This is a genomic window from Nonomuraea sp. MTCD27, assembly GCF_041950495.1.
Taxonomy (GTDB): Bacteria; Actinomycetota; Actinomycetes; order Streptosporangiales; family Streptosporangiaceae; genus Nonomuraea.
In genome coordinates this window covers 262,742-278,901 of sequence record NZ_JBGNUW010000015.1, presented here as the reverse complement: position 1 = coordinate 278,901, position 16,160 = coordinate 262,742, and the positions used below count along the sequence as shown (strand labels likewise).

The window sequence follows — 16,160 nt, the reverse complement described above, 5'->3', positions numbered from 1 at the left end:
AGTGTCGCGGGTAAGCTCCGTCCCTGGAGGTGCTGTTGTACGACTTGATCACGATCGGCCGCTGCGGCGTCGACGTCTATCCGTTGCAGACCGGTGTCGGGCTGGCCGACGTCGAGACCTTCGGCAAGTTCCTCGGCGGCAGCCCGACCAACGTGGCCGTCGCCGCGGCGCGCCACGGGCTGCGCCCCGCCGTGATCACCGGCGTGGGGGCGGACCCGTTCGGTGATTACGTGCGCCGGGCGATCCGCGGCTTCGGCGTGGACGACGCCTTCGTGCACACCATCGAGGGCCCGCCGACGCCCGTGACGTTCTGCGAGATCTTCCCTCCCGACCACTTCCCGATCTACTTCTACCGCGGCGAGCACCCGCCCGACCTGCAGCTCTCGCCGTCCATGCTGGACCTGGAGGCGATCGCGGCGACGGGGTTGTTCTGGTTCTCGCTGACGGGGCTGAGCCAGGAGCCGAGCGCCGCCGCCCACGCCGCCGCGCTGGCGGTCCGCTCGTCCGGGTGGACGGTGTTCGACCTCGACTACCGGGCCGCGCTGTGGGAGTCGCCGGAGGCCGCGCACGAGGCGGCGCGGCGGGCCCTGCCGCGGGCGAACGTCGCGGTGGGCAACCTGGAGGAGGTCGAGGTCGCGGTCGGCGTACGCGATCCGGAGGCCGCCGCGCAGGCGCTGCTGGACGCCGGGGTACGCGTCGCGATCGTGAAAATGGGCCCCGAAGGGGTTTTCGCGCGTACCTCCGAGGAGAGCGCATTGGTAGAGCCCATGGAGGTGAAGGTGGTCAACGGGATCGGGGCGGGAGACGCGTTCGGTGGCGCCATCTGCCTCGGGCTGCTGCGCGGCTGGCCGCTGGAGCGCACGCTGCGCTTCGCCAACGCGGCCGGCGCCTTCGTGGCCGCCCGTCTGGCCTGCGCCGACGCCATGCCGACGACCGACGAGGTCGACGATCTGCTGAACGGGGCGCGCTCTTGAGCGACATCACGCTGTCCAGGGCGGCCGACTACGGGCGGCTCACCCACATCCGCGCCACCAGCCCCGAGGAGATCGCCGCGGCCGCGGCCCGCCGGGAGCGGCGCGGCCTGCCCGGCGAGGGTGAGCGGCTGCTGATCATCGCGGCCGACCACCCGGCCCGCGGCGCCCTGGGCGTACGCGACCGGCCGCTGGCCATGGCCAGCCGCACCGACCTGCTCGACCGGCTGCGCCTGGCCCTGTCGAGGCCGGGGGTGGACGGCATCCTGGCCTCCCCCGACGTCCTCGAGGACCTGCTCCTGCTGGGGGCGCTGGAGGGCAAGCTGGCCTTCGGCTCCATGAACCGGGGCGGCCTGCAGGGCTCGGTGTTCGAGCTGGACGACCGCTTCACCGGCTTCGACGCCGCCTCGATCGACACCATGCGGCTCGACGGCGGCAAGATGCTCTGCCGCATCGACCCCTCCGACCACGCGACCGTGGCCACGCTGGAGTCGTGCGCCCGCGCGGTCACCGACCTGGCCCGCAGGCGGCTGGTGGCCATGGTGGAGCCGTTCTGGTCGCTGCGCTCCGAGTCGGGCGTGCTGCGCAACGACCTGTCGCCCGACGCCGTGATCCGCGCCATCAGCGTCGCCCAGGCGCTCGGCGTGACCTCGGCCTACACCTGGCTGAAGATTCCGGCCGTGGCCGAGATGGAGCGGGTGATGGCCGCCACCACGCTGCCCGCCCTGCTGCTCGGCGGCGACCCGCCCGACATCGACGCCGCCTACGCCGACTGGCACCGCGCGCTGAGCCTGCCCGGCGTGCGCGGCCTGGTCGTCGGGCGCGCCCTGCTCTACCCTCCGGACGACGACGTCGCCACGGCCGTGGACGGCGCCGCGGCACTGGTGCGAGAGGCCCGCGCATGACCTACCTTCCGTACGGCAAGACCGCCAGCGGTCCCTGGTCGGTGGAGATCACCCCGTCCCTGGCGGGCTGGACGTACTCGGGCCTGCGCATCGCCGACCTGACCGACGCCCCGATCTCGTTCGACACCGGCGAGGAGGAGCTGCTGGTGCTCCCCCTGGCGGGCTCCTGCACCGTCACGATCCCGGGTGACCTGTTCGTGCTGAACGGCCGGTCGTCGGTCTTCGACGGCCCCTCTGATTTCGCCTATATCCCGATTTCTACGCATGTGACCCTGGAGGGCTCCGGGCGGATCGCGCTCCCCTCGGCCCGCGCCACCCGCGCGCTCGCCCCCCGCTACATCGCCGCCGCCGAGGTCTCCGTCGAGATCAGGGGCGCCGGCCAGGCCACCCGCCAGGTGAACAACTTCTGCTCCCCCGACGCGTTCGACGGCTGCGACAAGCTCATGGCCGTCGAGGTGCTCACCCCCGACGGCAACTGGTCCTCCTACCCGCCGCACAAGCACGACACCCCCAACCCGGGCGAGGCGGTGCTGGAGGAGATCTACTACTTCGAGGTCGCCGACCAGGGCATCGGCTACCAGCGCGTCTACTCCTCGGAGCGCGGCCAGATCGACACCCTGGCCGAGGTCTCCTCGGGCGACGTGGTGCTCGTCCCGTACGGCTACCACGGCCCCTCGATGGCCGCCCCCGGCTACGACCTCTACTACCTGAACGTCCTGGCAGGCCCCGCGGAGCAACGTTCGATGGCGTTCTGCGACGACCCCCGCCACGCCTGGATCCGCGCCTCCTGGGACGGCCGGCCCATCGACCCCAGACTGCCGTTCGGGAGGACCCCATGATCCGGCTGACCGTCGCGCAGGCCGTCGTACGCTTCCTGGCCCACCAGTGGAGCGAGCGCGACGGCGCGGAGCGCCGGTTCTTCGGCGGCTGCACCGGCATCTTCGGCCACGGCAACGTCGCCGGCCTCGGCCAGGCGCTGGCCACCTCCACCGAGGACCTGCCCTACCACCTGAGCCGCAACGAGCAGGCGATGGTCCACACGGCGGCCGCCTACGCCCGCGCGAGCAACCGGCTGGCCACCCTGGCCTGCACCACCTCGATCGGCCCCGGCGCGACCAACATGATCACCGGCGCGGCGGGCGCGACCATCAACCGCCTGCCCGTGCTGCTGCTGCCCGGCGACATCTTCTCCACCCGCGTCGCGAGCCCGGTGCTGCAGGAGCTGGAGGACCAGCGCTCCTACGACATCTCGGTCAACGACTGCTTCAAGCCGGTCTCCCGCTACTGGGACCGGATCAACCGCCCCGAGCAGCTGCCCTCGGCGCTGCTGGCCGCCATGCGGGTGCTCACCGACCCGGCCGAGACCGGCGCGGTGACGCTGGCGCTGCCGCAGGACGTGCAGGCGGAGGCGTTCGACTGGCCGGACGAGCTGTTCGCCCGCCGGGTCTGGCACATCCCCAGGCCGCGCCCCGAGCGCTCGGCCCTCGCGCGGGCCGCCGAGCTGATCAGGGCGGCCGAACGCCCGCTGATCGTGGCCGGCGGCGGGACGATCTACAGCGAGGCGACCGGGCAGCTGCGCGCGTTCGCCGAGGCGCACGGTGTCCCGGTGGCCGAGACGCAGGCGGGCAAGGGCGCGCTGCCCCACGGGCACCCGCTGGCGATGGGCGCCATCGGCGCGACGGGCACCACGGCCGCCAACGCGCTGGCCCGCGACGCCGACCTGATCATCGGCGTCGGCACCCGCTACAGCGACTTCACCACCGCCTCCAGGACGATCTTCGCCCCTGGCGCCCGATTCGTGAACCTCAACATCACCGGCTTCGACGCCGCCAAGCTGTCCGGCCTGCAACTGGTCGCCGACGCCCGCGAGGGGCTGGCCGACCTGACCGAGGCGTGCGCGGGCTGGAGCACTCCCGCCGCCTACCGCGAGCGGGCCGCCGAGCTCACCCGGGTGTGGGACGCGGCCGTGGACGCGGCGTACGCGGCGGAGGGGCCCCTCATCGCGCAGTCCGCGGTGATCGGCGCGGTCAACGCGGCGGCCGGCGACGACGGCGTGGTGGTGTGCGCGGCCGGGTCGATGCCCGGCGACCTGCACAAGCTCTGGCGCCCCAGCGGCCCGGGCAGCTACCACGTCGAGTACGGCTACTCCTGCATGGGCTACGAGATCGCCGGCGGGCTGGGCGTGAAGATGGCGGCCCCGGAGCGCGAGGTGTTCGTGCTGGTGGGCGACGGCTCCTACCTGATGATGGCCCAGGAGCTGGTCACGGCCGTCTCGGAGGGGGTCAAGCTGGTCGTGGTCCTGGTGGACAACTCCGGCTTCGCCTCCATCGGCCGCCTGTCCGAGAGCGTCGGCGCGGAGCGGCTCGGCACCTCCTACCAGCGCCGCGACGGCGGCCCGCTGCCGGTGGACCTGGCGGCCAACGCGGCCAGCCTCGGGGCCACGGTGCTGCGCCCGGAGTCGATCTCCGACCTGCGCAAGGCGCTCGACGCGGCCCGCTCGGCGGCGGAGACCACGGTGATCTACGTCCGCACCGACCCCCTGGCCGACGACGCGCCGTCCTCCGAGGCGTGGTGGGACGTGCCCGTGGCGCAGGTGGCGACGACGAGCGCCACGTACGCGGCGCGGGAGACGTACGAGGCGAACAAGCGCTCCCAGCGCCCGAGCCTGGCACCGCCCGGCTGAGCAGGGTTGCCTCCGATCACCTGGGGGAACTCCTCTGACCAGGCACGATAGGGGGCAGGGGATGGGGCCGTGGCGGCTGCTGGGTTGGTTCGCGGTCATCGCGGTGGCCTTCTTCTGCCTCTACCACGTGCGGACGGTGGCCATCTCGATCATCATCGGCGTCTTCCTCACGGCCCTGCTGCTGCCCCCGGCCAGGTGGCTCAGGTCGCGCGGGCTCGGCCGGGCGCTCGCCACCGCGATCGTCTTCACCGGCGGCCTCCTGCTGGCGGGCGCGCTCTTCGCGCTGCTGGTGCCGCCCACGGTGGACAGCGTGTCGCAGCTGCGTGACAGCGTCGGCAAGGTGCTCGACGACCTGCACGGCCTGACCGCCCGGTTCGGCCTCGACGACCAGCAGCTCATCGACCAGGCCAGGGACTACCTGTCCACCCAGGGCCGGCAGGTCACCAGCGGGGCCCTGGCCGGGGTGCGGACGGTGGGCGAGATCGTCATCGGGGCCGTGCTGGCGGTCATCCTGTCGGTTTACTTCGTGCACGGCGGCGACAGGCTCTTCCGCTGGCTGATCGGCCTGGCGCCGGCCTCGGCCAGAACGCGGCTGGCCGAGACCGGCCACCTGGTCTTCTCGGTGATCGGCCGCTACATCCGCGGCATCGCGATCGTGGGCGCGGTCGACGGGTTCTTCATCGGGATCGCGCTGTGGATCCTCGGGGTGCCGCTCGCGCTGCCGCTGGCGGTGCTGACGTTCGTGGGGGCGTTCCTGCCGGTGGTGGGGGCGTTCATGGCGGGGCTGCTGGCCGCGGTGGTGGCGCTCGTGTCGAAGGGCGTGCTGGTGGCCCTGATCGTGGTGGCCGTGACCGTGGCGGTGCAGCAGATCGAGGGGCACGTGCTGGCGCCGCAGATCTACGGCAAGGCGCTCGACCTGCCCGGCGCGGTCATCCTGGTGGCGATCACGGTGGGCAGCGTGATCGCGGGCATCGCCGGTGCCTTCCTGGCCGCCCCGGTGACCTCGGTCATCGTCGCCCTGCTGCACCGCACGAAGACCGTCTGACCGCTCCGGGCCGCCCCGGCCGTCGCGCTAGGGATCGAGGAGCAGTTCGAGCTCCAGCTCGTGCCTGATCGGGATCCCGTCGGCCTCGGCCGGGATGCCGGGCTTGAGCTCGCGCACGCGGTCCATGGCGTTCCTGCGCAGCGCGACGAGGTCGAACCCGTAACGCTGGTAGAAGCGCAGGGCGTGCGTGTTGTCGTTGGTGGTGACCAGCCAGAGCCGGGCCGCGCCGCGCTCGGCCGCCGCCGCCCGCACGGCGTCGAGCAGGGCCCGCCCGACGCCCCTGCCGGGCAGCACGGCGTCGAGCGAGGCCACCTCCACGGCGTCCCCGTCCTCGATGTACGTGACGACGCCGGCCACGTCACCGGCCACCTCGGCGACGAACCCGGGCAGCTTCGTGGTGTCCACCAGCTCGCCGCGCCCCAGGACCATCAGGGTGGTGCCGCCCCAGCTCCCGCTGATCACCCGCGTGACCACGGGCAGGTCGTCCGGCCGGATGGAACGCACGGAGATTGCCATGACCGTCATTATGAGACCTATGCGATGGGCTACGTTCGACTGTTTCGGAACTCTGATCGACTGGCGGCACGGCATCCACACCAGCGCCGAGCTGATCGCTCCCGGGCAGGGGGCACGGCTGCTGGAGGCGTACAACCGGCACGAGCACGCCGTCCAGACCGAGTCCCCCGGCCTGCGCTACCGCCACGTGCTGGCGGAGGCGCTGCGCAGGGCGTGCGCGGAGGAGAAGGTGGAGCTGGCCGCGGACGACGCCTCGGTGCTGGCCGCGACGCTGCCGTACTGGCCGGTGTTCCCCGAGGTAGGACCCGAGCTGTCGGCGCTGCGCGCGGCCGGGTGGCGCCTGGCGCTGCTGACGAACTGCGACCGCGACCTCATCGCCGAGACCCGGCGGCGGCTGCCCGTGCCGTTCGACGCGGTGGTGACGGCGGAGGACGCGGGGGCGTACAAACCGGCGGAGGCGCACTTCGAGCTGTTCCGGCGCTCGTACGAGCCGGAGGTGTGGGTGCACGTGGCCCAGAGCTACTTCCACGATTTGGTGCCCGCGCACCGGCTGGGCCTGCCGCGCGTGTGGATCAACCGTCACGGCGACCGGCCGTCCGACCCGACGGTCGTCCAGCGGGTCCTGCCCGACCTGCGCGGCCTCCTCACCGCGGTGGAGGCCGCCTAGACCCGCTGCTCCAGTACCTCGGCGATGCCCGTGAGGAAGGAGTCCACGTCCGCGATCAGGTAGCCGGACCTGAACATCACGGTCGAGAACTTCGCCTCCCGCACCTCCTTGGCCGTCAGCGGGTAGTCGGTCGTGCCGCGCAGCGTGGCCACGATCCGGTCGAGGAAGGTGTCGACCTCGTCCTCGTTGTAGCCGGTGCCCATGCGGCCGGGGCGGAAGGCCACGCGCTCCACCCGGGCGGCCTGGGACTCGAACCACTCCTCGCGGAGCAGCTCGCCGGTGGGCTCGGCCATGGCCAGGCGTACGGGGCGCTTGGCCTGGGTCTCCAGTGCCACCACGAAGGCCTCCAGGGCGAAGTCCACCGGGGTCTCCTGGTAGCCGCCGCGCTTGGCGCGGAACGTGGCCGTACGTACCTCGTCGGCGGTGACGGGCTCCAGGGTGTGCGATCCCCGGCCCAGGGTCGCCTCGATCCGTCCGATCAGGGCGTCCACTTCGACGGGGTCATAGCCTGAACGCATACCCATGACGCGCGGAAAGCGGTTCAAGCCTCACTCCTCTTGAGATGTGCTGGGGTCCCTCCATTGTCGGACCTTTATGACGGCCCTGCGACCCGACATATACCGTTACAGGACCATGCGTCTGTCCAGGGTCTCTTTCCGCTACCGAAGGCGTGATTCTTTCGTCATCGAAGACGCCGATGCCCACCTCGCCCCCGGCGACGTGATCGAGCTGACCGGCGTGAACGGAGCCGGCAAGTCGACTCTGCTCCGCCTCCTGGCGGGCCTGGCACGGCCGACGGCGGGCACGATCGCCGACCGCCCGCCGGTCGTCGGCTTCGCCCCTGACCGGTTCCCCACGGGCCAGCCGTTCACGGTCACGGCCTACCTGCGGCACATGTCCCGCGTACGCGGCGGCGCCCGCTGGGAGCCGTGGACCGAGCGCCTGAACATGGGGCACCTCCTCGACACCCCGCTGGGCGACCTGTCGAAGGGCAGCGCGCACAAGGTCGGCCTGGTCCAGGCGCTGATGGCCGAGCCGGGGCTGCTGATCCTGGACGAGCCGTTCGCCGGTCTGGACGTCGACACGCGCGAGACGCTGCCCTCGATCGCGACCGAGGTGGCGGGCCGGGGCGGCATCGTCATCGCCAGCGACCACCAGGGCGGCCTGCGCGGCCTCCCGGGTGTCCGCCAGTGGTCCGTGGTGGACGGCCGGCTCAAGGAGGGCACGGCGGCGACCGCCGCCGAACGCTCCAAGGCCACAGCACCGGTCACCGTGGCCGTCACCCTGCCCGCCGACGAGCTCCCGCGCTTCCTGGCCAGGATGCGCGACGAGGGCTACCGGACGCGCGAGATCGAGGAGACCCGGTGATCGCCCTGGCCGCCTTCCGCCTGGCCGCGTACGTCCGCTCGCACCGCGTCTACCAGGCGCTCCTCCTCATGCTGGCCATGCAGGCGGTCATCCACGGCAACCGGGCGCCGAGGGGTGAGGAGGCCACCGTGCTCACGGACGGCGGCGTCCTGATCATCCCCGTCCTGGCCTGGACGGCCAGGAGCCTGCTCGACACCGAGCCCGACCGGCAGCGCGAGATGTCGGCGGTCCAGGTCGGCGGGCGGGGCAGGGAGGTGGTGGCGGGGCTGCTGGCGGCGTTCGCGGCGTGTGCCGTGCTGGCGGCGCTCGCCCTCGGCTGGGCCATGCTGCTCGGCATCACGGGATCGCCGTCCTCCGGCGTGCTGGGCGCGGCCCTCCTCCTGTACGCCCTGTCCGCGCTGGCCGGAACCGCGCTCGGCGCTCTCACCAGCCGCGCCGTCCTCCCGTCCCCGGCCGTGTCGATCATGACGCTGCTGTTCGGCTTCATCGCGATGCTGCTGGTCAGCGCCACCTCGCTGTACTGGCTCACGGTCCCGCTGCTGCGCTGGATGAAGGCCGCGAACTCCGGCGACCTCGTCGCCCAGTTCCCCCAGCTCGCCTCGATCTCGCTGGCCTGGTGCGTCGTCGGCCTGGGAGCCTACGTGTGGGTCCGGCGGAGGGTGTAGGTTAGTAAGCACTCACCCACCCATGGAGGAGGCGACGGTGAAACTGATCTGCTTGGGCGACAGCATCACGCGCGGCCAGGTGAGCGCCGACTACGTGGCCCTGCTCCGGGCCCGGCTGCCCGATGACACCGTGATCAACGCCGGGGTCAACCACGAGCCGTCATCCGAGCTGGTCAAGCGACTCGACGCCGTCATCGCGCAGGACCCGGACGTGGTGACCGTGCTGATCGGCACCAACGACGCGAACGCCACGCTGAGCGGCAAGCGCGCCCGGGCGCTGCGCAGGCGCTGGAAGCTCGCCGCCGACCCCACCGCCGCGGACTACGCCGCGAACCTCGCCGCCGTCGCCCGGCGACTGCAGGACCAGACGATGGCCCGCGTGGCGCTGATCTCCCTGCCGGTGATCGGCGAGGACCTCGCCTCGGTCCCGGTACGGCGGGCGGCCGAGTACAGCGACATCGTCCGCCGGGTCGCGGCTCGGGAGGGCGTCACGTACCTGCCGCTCAACGAACGGATGACCGCGTACCTGGAGGAGCGGGGCCGGACACCCGGAACGCCCTACCGCGCGGAGGGCCTGCTTGCGCAGACCGCCGCGATGCAGCACTTCCTGCTGGGCCGCAGCCTGGACACGATCTCGAAGCGCCGGGGCCTCCAGCTCACCACCGACACGATCCACCTGAACGGGCGCGGCGCGGCCATGATCGCGGACCTCGTCGAGGGCTTCGTCACCCGCTCCATCGCCCCCCACTGACCCCTGCGCCGGACCTGCCACCGCCGGAAGCCGCCGTACCAGGAGCGGCTATTCGGCGGCGCGCTGTGCCGGGAGTGGCTACTCGACGGTGCGCTGTGCCGGTTGCGGGTGGGGTTACTCGGCGGCGGCGAGTTGCCCGCAGGCGCCGTCGATCTCGCGCCCGCGCGTGTCGCGCACCGTCACCGGAACCCCGTGGAACTGCAGCCGCCGCACGAACGCCCGCTCGTCCTCCGGCCGTGAGGCCGTCCACTTGGAGCCGGGCGTCGGGTTGAGCGGGATCAGGTTGACGTGCACGAGCTTGTTCTTGACCAGCTTGCCGAGCAGGTCGGCCCGCCACTCCTGGTCGTTGATGTCCTTGATCAGGGCGTACTCGATCGAGACCCGCCGCTTCGTCCTGGCCGCGTACGCCCAGGCCGCGTCGAGGACCTCGGCCACCTTCCACCGCGTGTTGATCGGCACCAGCGTGTCGCGCAGCTCGTCGTCCGGCGCGTGCAGCGACAGCGCCAGCGTGACCGGCAGCCCCTCGTCGGCGAGCTTGCCGATGGCCGGCACCAGCCCGACGGTCGAGACCGTGACGCCCCGCGCCGAGATGCCCAGCCCGTGCGGCGCCGGCTCGACCATGCGGCGCACCGCACCGATCACCTGCTTGTAGTTGGCCAGCGGCTCGCCCATGCCCATGAACACGACATTGCTCACCCGCCCGGGCCCACCGGGCACCTCCCCGGCGGCCAGCGCACGGGCCCCGGAGACGACCTGCTCGACGATCTCGGCCGTCGACATGTTGCGGGTCAGCCCCGCCTGGCCCGTGGCACAGAACGGGCAGTTCATGCCACAACCGGCCTGGGACGACACGCACATCGTGGCCCGGTCGGGATAGCGCATGAGCACCGACTCCACCAGGGCGCCGTCGAACAACCGCCACAGCGTCTTACGGGTCGTGCCCCCGTCGGTGGTCAGCTCCTTGACCGGCGTGAGCAGGTCGGGCAGCAGCGCCGACAGCTTCTCCCTGGACGTCGCCGGCAGATCCGTCATGGCGGCCACGTCGGTGGTCAGGCGCTCGAAGTAGTGGCGCGAGAGCTGGTCGGCCCGGAAGGCCTTCTCGCCCAGCTCGGTGACCGCGGCCCGCCGGTCGGCCATCGACAGGTCGGCCAGATGCCGGGCGGGCTTGGCCCGCCGGGGCGCGACGAAGGTGAGCTGACCTGGAGGCTGGGACACGTTACTGCCTTTGCTTGAGGGGTTGTCGACCAGGGTAGTGAACGTTCGGATCGGAGGTGGCATTCCTGGTCACGGTACGGCTCGCGTCTTGGTCGCCGCCCGATCTACAGTCATCTCGTATGGCGATTTTTCGGTCGGCATCTGGCGAGGGTGGCACCGAGGTCGTGCTCGCCGCCGGCAACCCGTACGGGAGCCGGACGCTCGTGGTCGAGCGGGACGAGGACTCCTCGGTAGCTTACCTGTGCTCGCCCGACGGCACGGTCCACGGCGCCGTCTGGCTGGCCAACCATCGCCCCGCCCCGCCCGTGGTCGACCTTCCCCGGATCAACGCCGGCCTGCCGCCGCTGATGCCCAGGCCCAACACGCTGCACCCGGAGGGCCGCCGGCCGCTCGGGCAACTCAGCCCGCTGTGGTTCGAGGAGGGCGACGGCGTGGCCCTCTACGAGGACGACGACCTGCTGGCGGTCATCCCCGGCTGGGCCGACATGAGCCGGGGCATGCCCGGCTACGCGCGCGACGCGGTGGGCGAGTCACCGTTCGCGTGGGCGCTGTCGGAGGCGCTCGAAGGGCTGCAACCCCGTATCTCGAACGCCAGATCCTACTGGCGCTGGCGGCACAGCGAAGGCTCCTGGCCGTCGTTCCAGCAGTTCGTCATGGGCCACCTGGACCGGGCGCTGGGACCGGCGGGCCGATACTGGGACGCCAGCGGCGAGCGGCTGCCGACCGTCGGCATCACCGAACGCCCGCCGCACCACGACCGCGCCTTCACCGTGCTGTCCACGGTCGGGATGAGCTGCCAGCGGATGCCGACGGTGGAGCAGTGGATCGACAAACCCGGCGCGTACGCCCGGATCGAGCTGGCCGTGGCCACCCGCGAGGACCCGCGGGACGCGGCGTTGCTGCTGGTGTGGCTGTCACAGTATCCCTGGCACTCGGTCACGTGGCTGGGCCACGGGCACACGGCGAAGTGGTATCACGATCCGTCGACGTTCCCGCTGGGCGCGCAGTATTCGGGCGTCCTCATGCAGGCCAACCCACCCCACATGCCCGACATGTCAGGATTCGCGTTCGGCGGCGAGGCCGTCCGCTGGCTCTGGCTCTCCCCCGTCACCACACAGGCCCTGGAGGCCCAGCGACATTAGAAGAGCAGCCTCTGGAGGCAGAACAGCAAGCTGTGGAAGCTCAGCGGCACTAGAAGAACAGCGTCATCAGCAGCCAGACCGGCACCAGCGTCGTCACCAGCGAGTCCAGCCGGTCCATCAGCCCGCCGTGTCCCGGCAGGATCGTGCCCATGTCCTTGATGCCGAGATCCCGCTTGATCATCGACTCGATCAGGTCGCCCACGGTGGCCAGCAGCGCCCCCAGCGCCCCGATCAGCGCACCCTGCCAGAGCTCCCCGCCGAGCAGCCACGTCACCAGCCAGGCCCCGACCGCGACGCACGCGACGATCGAGCCGGCCATGCCCTCCCACGTCTTCTTCGGGCTGATCACCGTCATCTGGTGCCGGCCGAACAGCACGCCCGCGATGTATCCGCCGATGTCGCTCGCCACGGTCACCGCGATGAAGATCACCACCCGGTGGCTGCCGTCGTCCTCGCTGAGCAGCAGCGCCACGAACGCGCTCAGCATCGCCGGGTAGAACAGCGTGAACACCGACGCGGACGCGTCGCGTACGTAACCCTCCGTGCCGTCGCTGAACATCCGCCAGATCAGCAGCACGAACGCGAACACCGCGAACGAGGCCAGCAACCAGAGCGGCCCGCCCCAGTACGCCCCCGCCTGCATCGCCACCAGGCCCACCAGCACCGGCACGGCCGGAACCTTGATGTCACGGGTGGCGAAGGCCTTGGTCAGCTCGAGCACACCGACGCCGACGGCCCCGGCGACCACCAGGAGGAACAGCTCCTTGATCGTGTAAACGGTGCCGATGACCAGTGCGCCCAGCACCACGCCCACCGCGATCGCGGCAGGCAGGTTCCTACCGGTACGGCTGCCGCCGCTCGAGCTGGTGCCAGCCGTACGTTCTTCCACAGAGTTCTCCAAGAGCCACGGCCCCCGCCGTCGGGCGAGGGCCGTAGGTGCAGACCTGCGGCGGCCCACTGGACGCGGTCCGCCGTGCGGCGCGCCGCTCAGACCTCGAGCAGCTCGGTTTCCTTGTGCTTGAGCAGCTCATCGATCTTGGCGACGTGCTTCTGGGTGAGGTCGTCGAGCTCCTTCTCGGCCCGCCTGACCTCGTCCTCGCCCGCATCGCCGTCCTTGATCATCTTGTCGAGGACTTCCTTGGCGGAGCGACGGATGTTGCGAATCGACACCTTGGCGTGCTCGCCCTTGTTCCTGGCGACCTTGATGTACTCCCTGCGGCGCTCCTCGGACAGCTCCGGGAACGTCACGCGGATCACGTTACCGTCGTCGGTGGGGTTGACGCCGAGGTCGGAGTCGCGGATAGCCCGCTCGATCGCGGTCATCGAGCTCTTGTCGTAAGGCTGGATCAGCACCATGCGCGCCTCAGGCACGTGGAACGACGCCAACTGCTGGATCGGCGTCGGCGTGCCGTAGTACTCGGCGTTGATCTTGTTGAACATCGAGGGGGTGACGCGGCCCGTACGGATGCTCGCGAAGTCCTCTTTCGCGACCGAAACGGCCTTGTCCATCTTTTCCTCGGCTTCGAGGAGGGTTTCGTCGATCACAGCGGCTCCCTGTCTTCTAGCTGGCGGTGTCGGGCTCGCTCCCTCATTTGCCTGCGGGACTCACCAGCGTGCCGATTTTCTCACCGCGCACCGCTCGCAGGATGTTGCCCTCGCCCATGAGGTCGAAGACCACAATCGGCAGATCGTTGTCCTTGCACAGGCTGATCGCGGTGGCGTCCATGACCGCGAGGTCACGCAGCAGCACCTCGCCGTAGTCAAGATGGTCGAACCTGACCGCGTCCGGGTTCTTGCGTGGATCGGAGTCGTAGATCCCGTCCACCTGCGTGCCCTTGAGCAGCGCCTCGGCGCCGATCTCCAGGGCCCGCTGGGACGCCGCGGTGTCGGTGGAGAAGAACGGCGAGCCGAGCCCCGCGCCGAAGATGACCACGCGCCCCTTCTCGAGGTGCCTGATCGCGCGGCGCGGCAGGAACGGCTCGGCGACCTGCTGCATGGTGATGGCGGTCTGTACGCGGGTCTCCACGCCTCGCCGCTCGAGGAAGTCCTGCAGTGCCAGGCAGTTGATGACCGTGCCGAGCATGCCCATGTAGTCGGCTCTGGCCCGGTCGATGCCGCCCTGCGACAGGGTGGCGCCACGGAACATGTTGCCGCCGCCGACCACGACCGCGACCTGCACGCCCTCCTTGACCGCCTCGGCGATCGAATCGGCCAGGTGATCGACGACCACCGGATCGATGCCCAGCGGCTCGCTGCCGGCGAACGCCTCTCCTGACAGCTTCAGCATCACCCGCTTCCACCTGAGTGGACCTTGCGGGTTTTGAGATGAGGAAGCCGCCGTCCGTGTGGATTCGTGGGCTGACTCCCGGTGGTCCTGCACGGCGGCGGCCTCCTTCATTCGGTGGATCGTTGAGCTGGCAGCTTGCCTAAGCCTAAGCCTGACCGACCTTGAAGCGGACAAAGCCGAGGACCTCGACGCCGTTCTCGTCAGCGTACTTGCCCACGCTCTTCTTGTTGTCCTTGACGAAGGCCTGCTGCACCAGCGTGAAGTCCTTGTACCAGCCGTTCACGCGACCCTCGACGATCTTGCCGATGGCGGCCTCCGGCTTGCCCTCCTCGCGGGTCATCTCCTCGAAGAGCTTGCGCTCCTTGTCGACGACCTCGGCGGGCACGGAGTCCGGCTTGAGGTACTGCGGGGCCATCGCGGCAGCGTGCTGCGCGATGTCCTTGGCGACCTCGGCGTTCGGCTTGTCCAGCTGGACCAGCACGCCGACCGCCGGCGGGAGGGCCGGGTCGGTCTTGTGCATGTAGGCGCCGATGTAGCCGCCCTCCAGCACCGCGAACCGCCGGATCTCGATCTTCTCACCGAGCGCGGCGTTGGCGGTGTCGAGGTGCTCCTTGACGGTCTTGCCGTCGAAGGCGGACTCGAGGAGCGCCGCCACGTCGGCGGGCTTGGTCTCGAGGACGTGCGCGACGACCTGGGAGGCCAGTTCCTGGAAGCGCTCGCCCTTGGCCACGAAGTCGGTCTCGCAGTTGAGCTCGAGCAGCGCGGCAGAGGAGTCGCCGTCCTGCTTGAGCGCGACCAGGCCGTTGGACGCGGTACGGGCCTCACGCTTGCCCACGTCCTTGGCGCCCTTGAGACGCAGCAGCTCGATGGCGCGGTCGAAGTCGCCCTCGGACTCCTCCAGCGCCTTCTTGCAGTCCATCATGCCGGCAGCGGTGATCTCGCGAAGCCGCTTGACGTCGGCCATGTTCACGGAAGCCATTGCTCTTTTTCCTTGTGGGATTTCGTCGTCGTCATCGTGGATCGGGCGGGCACCGGGATCCGGTCACCCACCCTGGGTTCGTACGGCAGGCGTGTGCCGTACAGGAGCGTTGTCTTGCGCGGGGCTCGGCTCAGCCCGGCTCTGCTGCTGCTTCGCCCGGCATACTGCCCAGCCTTGCCTCGGCTTACCACCTCAGCTCAGCACCGCCTCACATAAGCTCACGGCCCCGCTCCAGCCACCTGACCCCGGCACTCGCACCAAAGCTCGGCAACCACCTCACAGGCCCACCTGGACCAAGCTCAGCGATCACCTCACCCCAGCCCTCGCGCCGCAGTTCGGCAATCACCTCACCCCGGCCACCCGGACCGAAGGACGGCGATCACCTCACCCCGGCGCCGTGCCGAAGATCAGCCACCAGCCGGCCCGAACGCGGTAACCCCGGCTCCGCCGCCCACCAAGGCCCGGCACCCAGATTCGACCTTCGCCTCACCTGGACACCGCCTCGGAGCAGCCACCGCCTCACCAGGGCACCACCACGGATCGGCGACCGCTTCACCTCAGCACCGCGCTCCCGGCCCGCCAACCACCTCACCTCGCCCATCTTCTGAGCTCAGCCCGGCGATCGACCTCACTGCGCCTAACCTCGCCGTGCCATCTCGGCTCGGCGGCCATCGGGCCTGACCGAGGCACCCGCCCCAGCCCTGTCCGACCACCCACCTCACCTCGACGCCTGACGCTTCCGTCCGGCCCAGCACTGCTTCAGTCCGGCCCAGCATTGCTTCGGTCCGGGCCGGCACTACTTCGATTCGGCCCGGTACCACGTCGCTTCGGCCTGGCTTACCGCCTGAGCCCTGGAGTCGCCTCGCCCGGCGTGCCGTCCTAGCTCAGCCATTTGCCGAGCCAGGACACGCACCTTGCCTGACCGACCACCCAGGACTCTGACCCGCCGGTGGTTTCCATATTCAG

17 protein-coding genes are annotated in these 16,160 nt (G+C 70.8%); 10 read left to right on the top strand and 7 right to left on the bottom strand.

Translation table 11 applies throughout. The features are described 5' to 3' along the window. Positions 1-29: 29 nt before the first annotated feature. The 5 genes from iolC (at position 30) to ACBJ59_RS38470 (ending at position 5,604) form a co-directional block, all read left to right on the top strand. On the top strand, positions 30-974 hold the full coding sequence (gene iolC, locus ACBJ59_RS38490) for a 5-dehydro-2-deoxygluconokinase (protein ID WP_375115074.1): 945 nt from the start codon (positions 30-32) through the stop codon (positions 972-974). Next, complete coding sequence (locus ACBJ59_RS38485; protein WP_375115073.1) at positions 971-1,876, top strand: deoxyribose-phosphate aldolase; 906 nt, start codon at positions 971-973, stop codon at positions 1,874-1,876. The genes iolC and ACBJ59_RS38485 overlap by 4 nt, the downstream gene beginning before the upstream one ends. Beyond that, positions 1,873-2,715, top strand: coding sequence for a 5-deoxy-glucuronate isomerase (iolB, locus tag ACBJ59_RS38480; protein ID WP_375115072.1), 843 nt, complete (start codon positions 1,873-1,875; stop codon positions 2,713-2,715). Before ACBJ59_RS38485 ends, iolB begins: the two co-directional genes overlap by 4 nt. Continuing rightward, the gene (gene iolD / locus ACBJ59_RS38475; RefSeq protein WP_375115071.1) at positions 2,712-4,559 is read left to right on the top strand and encodes a 3D-(3,5/4)-trihydroxycyclohexane-1,2-dione acylhydrolase (decyclizing); all 1,848 of its coding nucleotides are present in this window, start codon (positions 2,712-2,714) and stop codon (positions 4,557-4,559) included. Before iolB ends, iolD begins: the two co-directional genes overlap by 4 nt. A 61-nt stretch (positions 4,560-4,620) precedes the next feature. Continuing rightward, positions 4,621-5,604, top strand: a complete 984-nt coding sequence (locus ACBJ59_RS38470) for an AI-2E family transporter (protein WP_375115070.1) — start codon at positions 4,621-4,623, stop codon at positions 5,602-5,604. A gap of 27 nt (positions 5,605-5,631) precedes the next feature. On the opposite strand, the gene ACBJ59_RS38465 is transcribed toward ACBJ59_RS38470, so the two are convergent. Then, complete coding sequence (locus ACBJ59_RS38465; RefSeq protein WP_375115069.1) at positions 5,632-6,120, bottom strand: GNAT family N-acetyltransferase; 489 nt, start codon at positions 6,118-6,120, stop codon at positions 5,632-5,634. 19 nt (positions 6,121-6,139) lie between these two features. Between ACBJ59_RS38465 and ACBJ59_RS38460 the strand changes: the two genes are divergently transcribed. Continuing rightward, entirely contained in the window at positions 6,140-6,787 is a 648-nt protein-coding gene (locus tag ACBJ59_RS38460; protein ID WP_375115068.1) for an HAD-IA family hydrolase, read from the top strand. Here ACBJ59_RS38460 and ACBJ59_RS38455 read toward each other — a convergent pair. Next, positions 6,784-7,305: a DivIVA domain-containing protein gene (locus ACBJ59_RS38455; RefSeq protein ID WP_375115067.1), complete on the bottom strand. Its 522-nt coding sequence runs from the start codon at positions 7,303-7,305 to the stop codon at positions 6,784-6,786. The two genes, ACBJ59_RS38460 and ACBJ59_RS38455, sit on opposite strands and share 4 nt — an antisense overlap. 115 nt (positions 7,306-7,420) lie before the next feature. On the opposite strand from ACBJ59_RS38455, the gene ACBJ59_RS38450 reads away from it, so the two are divergent. From ACBJ59_RS38450 to ACBJ59_RS38440, 3 genes are read left to right on the top strand one after another with little or no spacing between them, the layout of a single operon-like run. After that, complete coding sequence (locus tag ACBJ59_RS38450; protein WP_375115066.1) at positions 7,421-8,155, top strand: ATP-binding cassette domain-containing protein; 735 nt, start codon at positions 7,421-7,423, stop codon at positions 8,153-8,155. Beyond that, on the top strand, positions 8,152-8,820 hold the full coding sequence (locus tag ACBJ59_RS38445; RefSeq protein WP_375115065.1) for a hypothetical protein: 669 nt from the start codon (positions 8,152-8,154) through the stop codon (positions 8,818-8,820). Before ACBJ59_RS38450 ends, ACBJ59_RS38445 begins: the two co-directional genes overlap by 4 nt. Positions 8,821-8,857: 37 nt before the next feature. Further along, positions 8,858-9,571: an SGNH/GDSL hydrolase family protein gene (locus ACBJ59_RS38440; RefSeq protein ID WP_375115064.1), complete on the top strand. Its 714-nt coding sequence runs from the start codon at positions 8,858-8,860 to the stop codon at positions 9,569-9,571. Between the two features lie 114 nt (positions 9,572-9,685). Here ACBJ59_RS38440 and rlmN read toward each other — a convergent pair whose 3' ends face one another. After that, positions 9,686-10,786, bottom strand: coding sequence for a 23S rRNA (adenine(2503)-C(2))-methyltransferase RlmN (gene rlmN, locus ACBJ59_RS38435; RefSeq protein ID WP_375115063.1), 1,101 nt, complete (start codon positions 10,784-10,786; stop codon positions 9,686-9,688). Positions 10,787-10,905: 119 nt separating this feature from the next. Here rlmN and ACBJ59_RS38430 point away from each other — a divergent pair, with 119 nt between their 5' ends. Next, the gene (locus ACBJ59_RS38430; RefSeq protein WP_375115062.1) at positions 10,906-11,928 is read left to right on the top strand and encodes a suppressor of fused domain protein; all 1,023 of its coding nucleotides are present in this window, start codon (positions 10,906-10,908) and stop codon (positions 11,926-11,928) included. Between the two features lie 49 nt (positions 11,929-11,977). Here the strand turns inward: ACBJ59_RS38430 and ACBJ59_RS38425 are convergent, their stop codons facing one another. From ACBJ59_RS38425 to tsf, 4 genes are all read right to left on the bottom strand, one after another. After that, positions 11,978-12,817: a phosphatidate cytidylyltransferase gene (locus ACBJ59_RS38425; protein WP_375115061.1), complete on the bottom strand. Its 840-nt coding sequence runs from the start codon at positions 12,815-12,817 to the stop codon at positions 11,978-11,980. 98 nt (positions 12,818-12,915) lie between these two features. Then, positions 12,916-13,473 carry a ribosome recycling factor gene (gene frr / locus ACBJ59_RS38420; protein ID WP_364126957.1) on the bottom strand — a complete coding sequence of 186 codons (558 nt, stop codon included), beginning with the start codon at positions 13,471-13,473 and terminating at the stop codon, positions 12,916-12,918. 43 nt (positions 13,474-13,516) lie between these two features. Then, complete coding sequence (gene pyrH / locus ACBJ59_RS38415) at positions 13,517-14,215, bottom strand: UMP kinase (RefSeq protein WP_043634871.1); 699 nt, start codon at positions 14,213-14,215, stop codon at positions 13,517-13,519. Positions 14,216-14,360: 145 nt separating this feature from the next. Next, positions 14,361-15,194 (bottom strand): translation elongation factor Ts, encoded by an 834-nt coding sequence (tsf, locus tag ACBJ59_RS38410; RefSeq protein WP_364126954.1) that lies wholly within the window; start codon positions 15,192-15,194, stop codon positions 14,361-14,363. Between the last annotated feature and the right edge of the window lie 966 nt (positions 15,195-16,160).

Bases quoted from the DNA above. Each gene is read 5' to 3' on its own strand.
- ACBJ59_RS38455 (WP_375115067.1), bottom strand. From the start codon at position 7,305: ATGCGTTCAGGCTATGACCCCGTCGAAGTGGACGCCCTGATCGGACGG.
- iolB (WP_375115072.1), top strand. From the start codon at position 1,873: ATGACCTACCTTCCGTACGGCAAGACCGCCAGCGGTCCCTGGTCGGTG.
- tsf (WP_364126954.1), bottom strand. From the start codon at position 15,194: ATGGCTTCCGTGAACATGGCCGACGTCAAGCGGCTTCGCGAGATCACC.
- ACBJ59_RS38470 (WP_375115070.1), top strand. From the start codon at position 4,621: ATGGGGCCGTGGCGGCTGCTGGGTTGGTTCGCGGTCATCGCGGTGGCC.
- ACBJ59_RS38450 (WP_375115066.1), top strand. From the start codon at position 7,421: ATGCGTCTGTCCAGGGTCTCTTTCCGCTACCGAAGGCGTGATTCTTTC.
- ACBJ59_RS38465 (WP_375115069.1), bottom strand. From the start codon at position 6,120: ATGGCAATCTCCGTGCGTTCCATCCGGCCGGACGACCTGCCCGTGGTC.
- iolD (WP_375115071.1), top strand. From the start codon at position 2,712: ATGATCCGGCTGACCGTCGCGCAGGCCGTCGTACGCTTCCTGGCCCAC.
- pyrH (WP_043634871.1), bottom strand. From the start codon at position 14,215: ATGCTGAAGCTGTCAGGAGAGGCGTTCGCCGGCAGCGAGCCGCTGGGC.
- ACBJ59_RS38460 (WP_375115068.1), top strand. From the start codon at position 6,140: ATGCGATGGGCTACGTTCGACTGTTTCGGAACTCTGATCGACTGGCGG.
- ACBJ59_RS38430 (WP_375115062.1), top strand. From the start codon at position 10,906: ATGGCGATTTTTCGGTCGGCATCTGGCGAGGGTGGCACCGAGGTCGTG.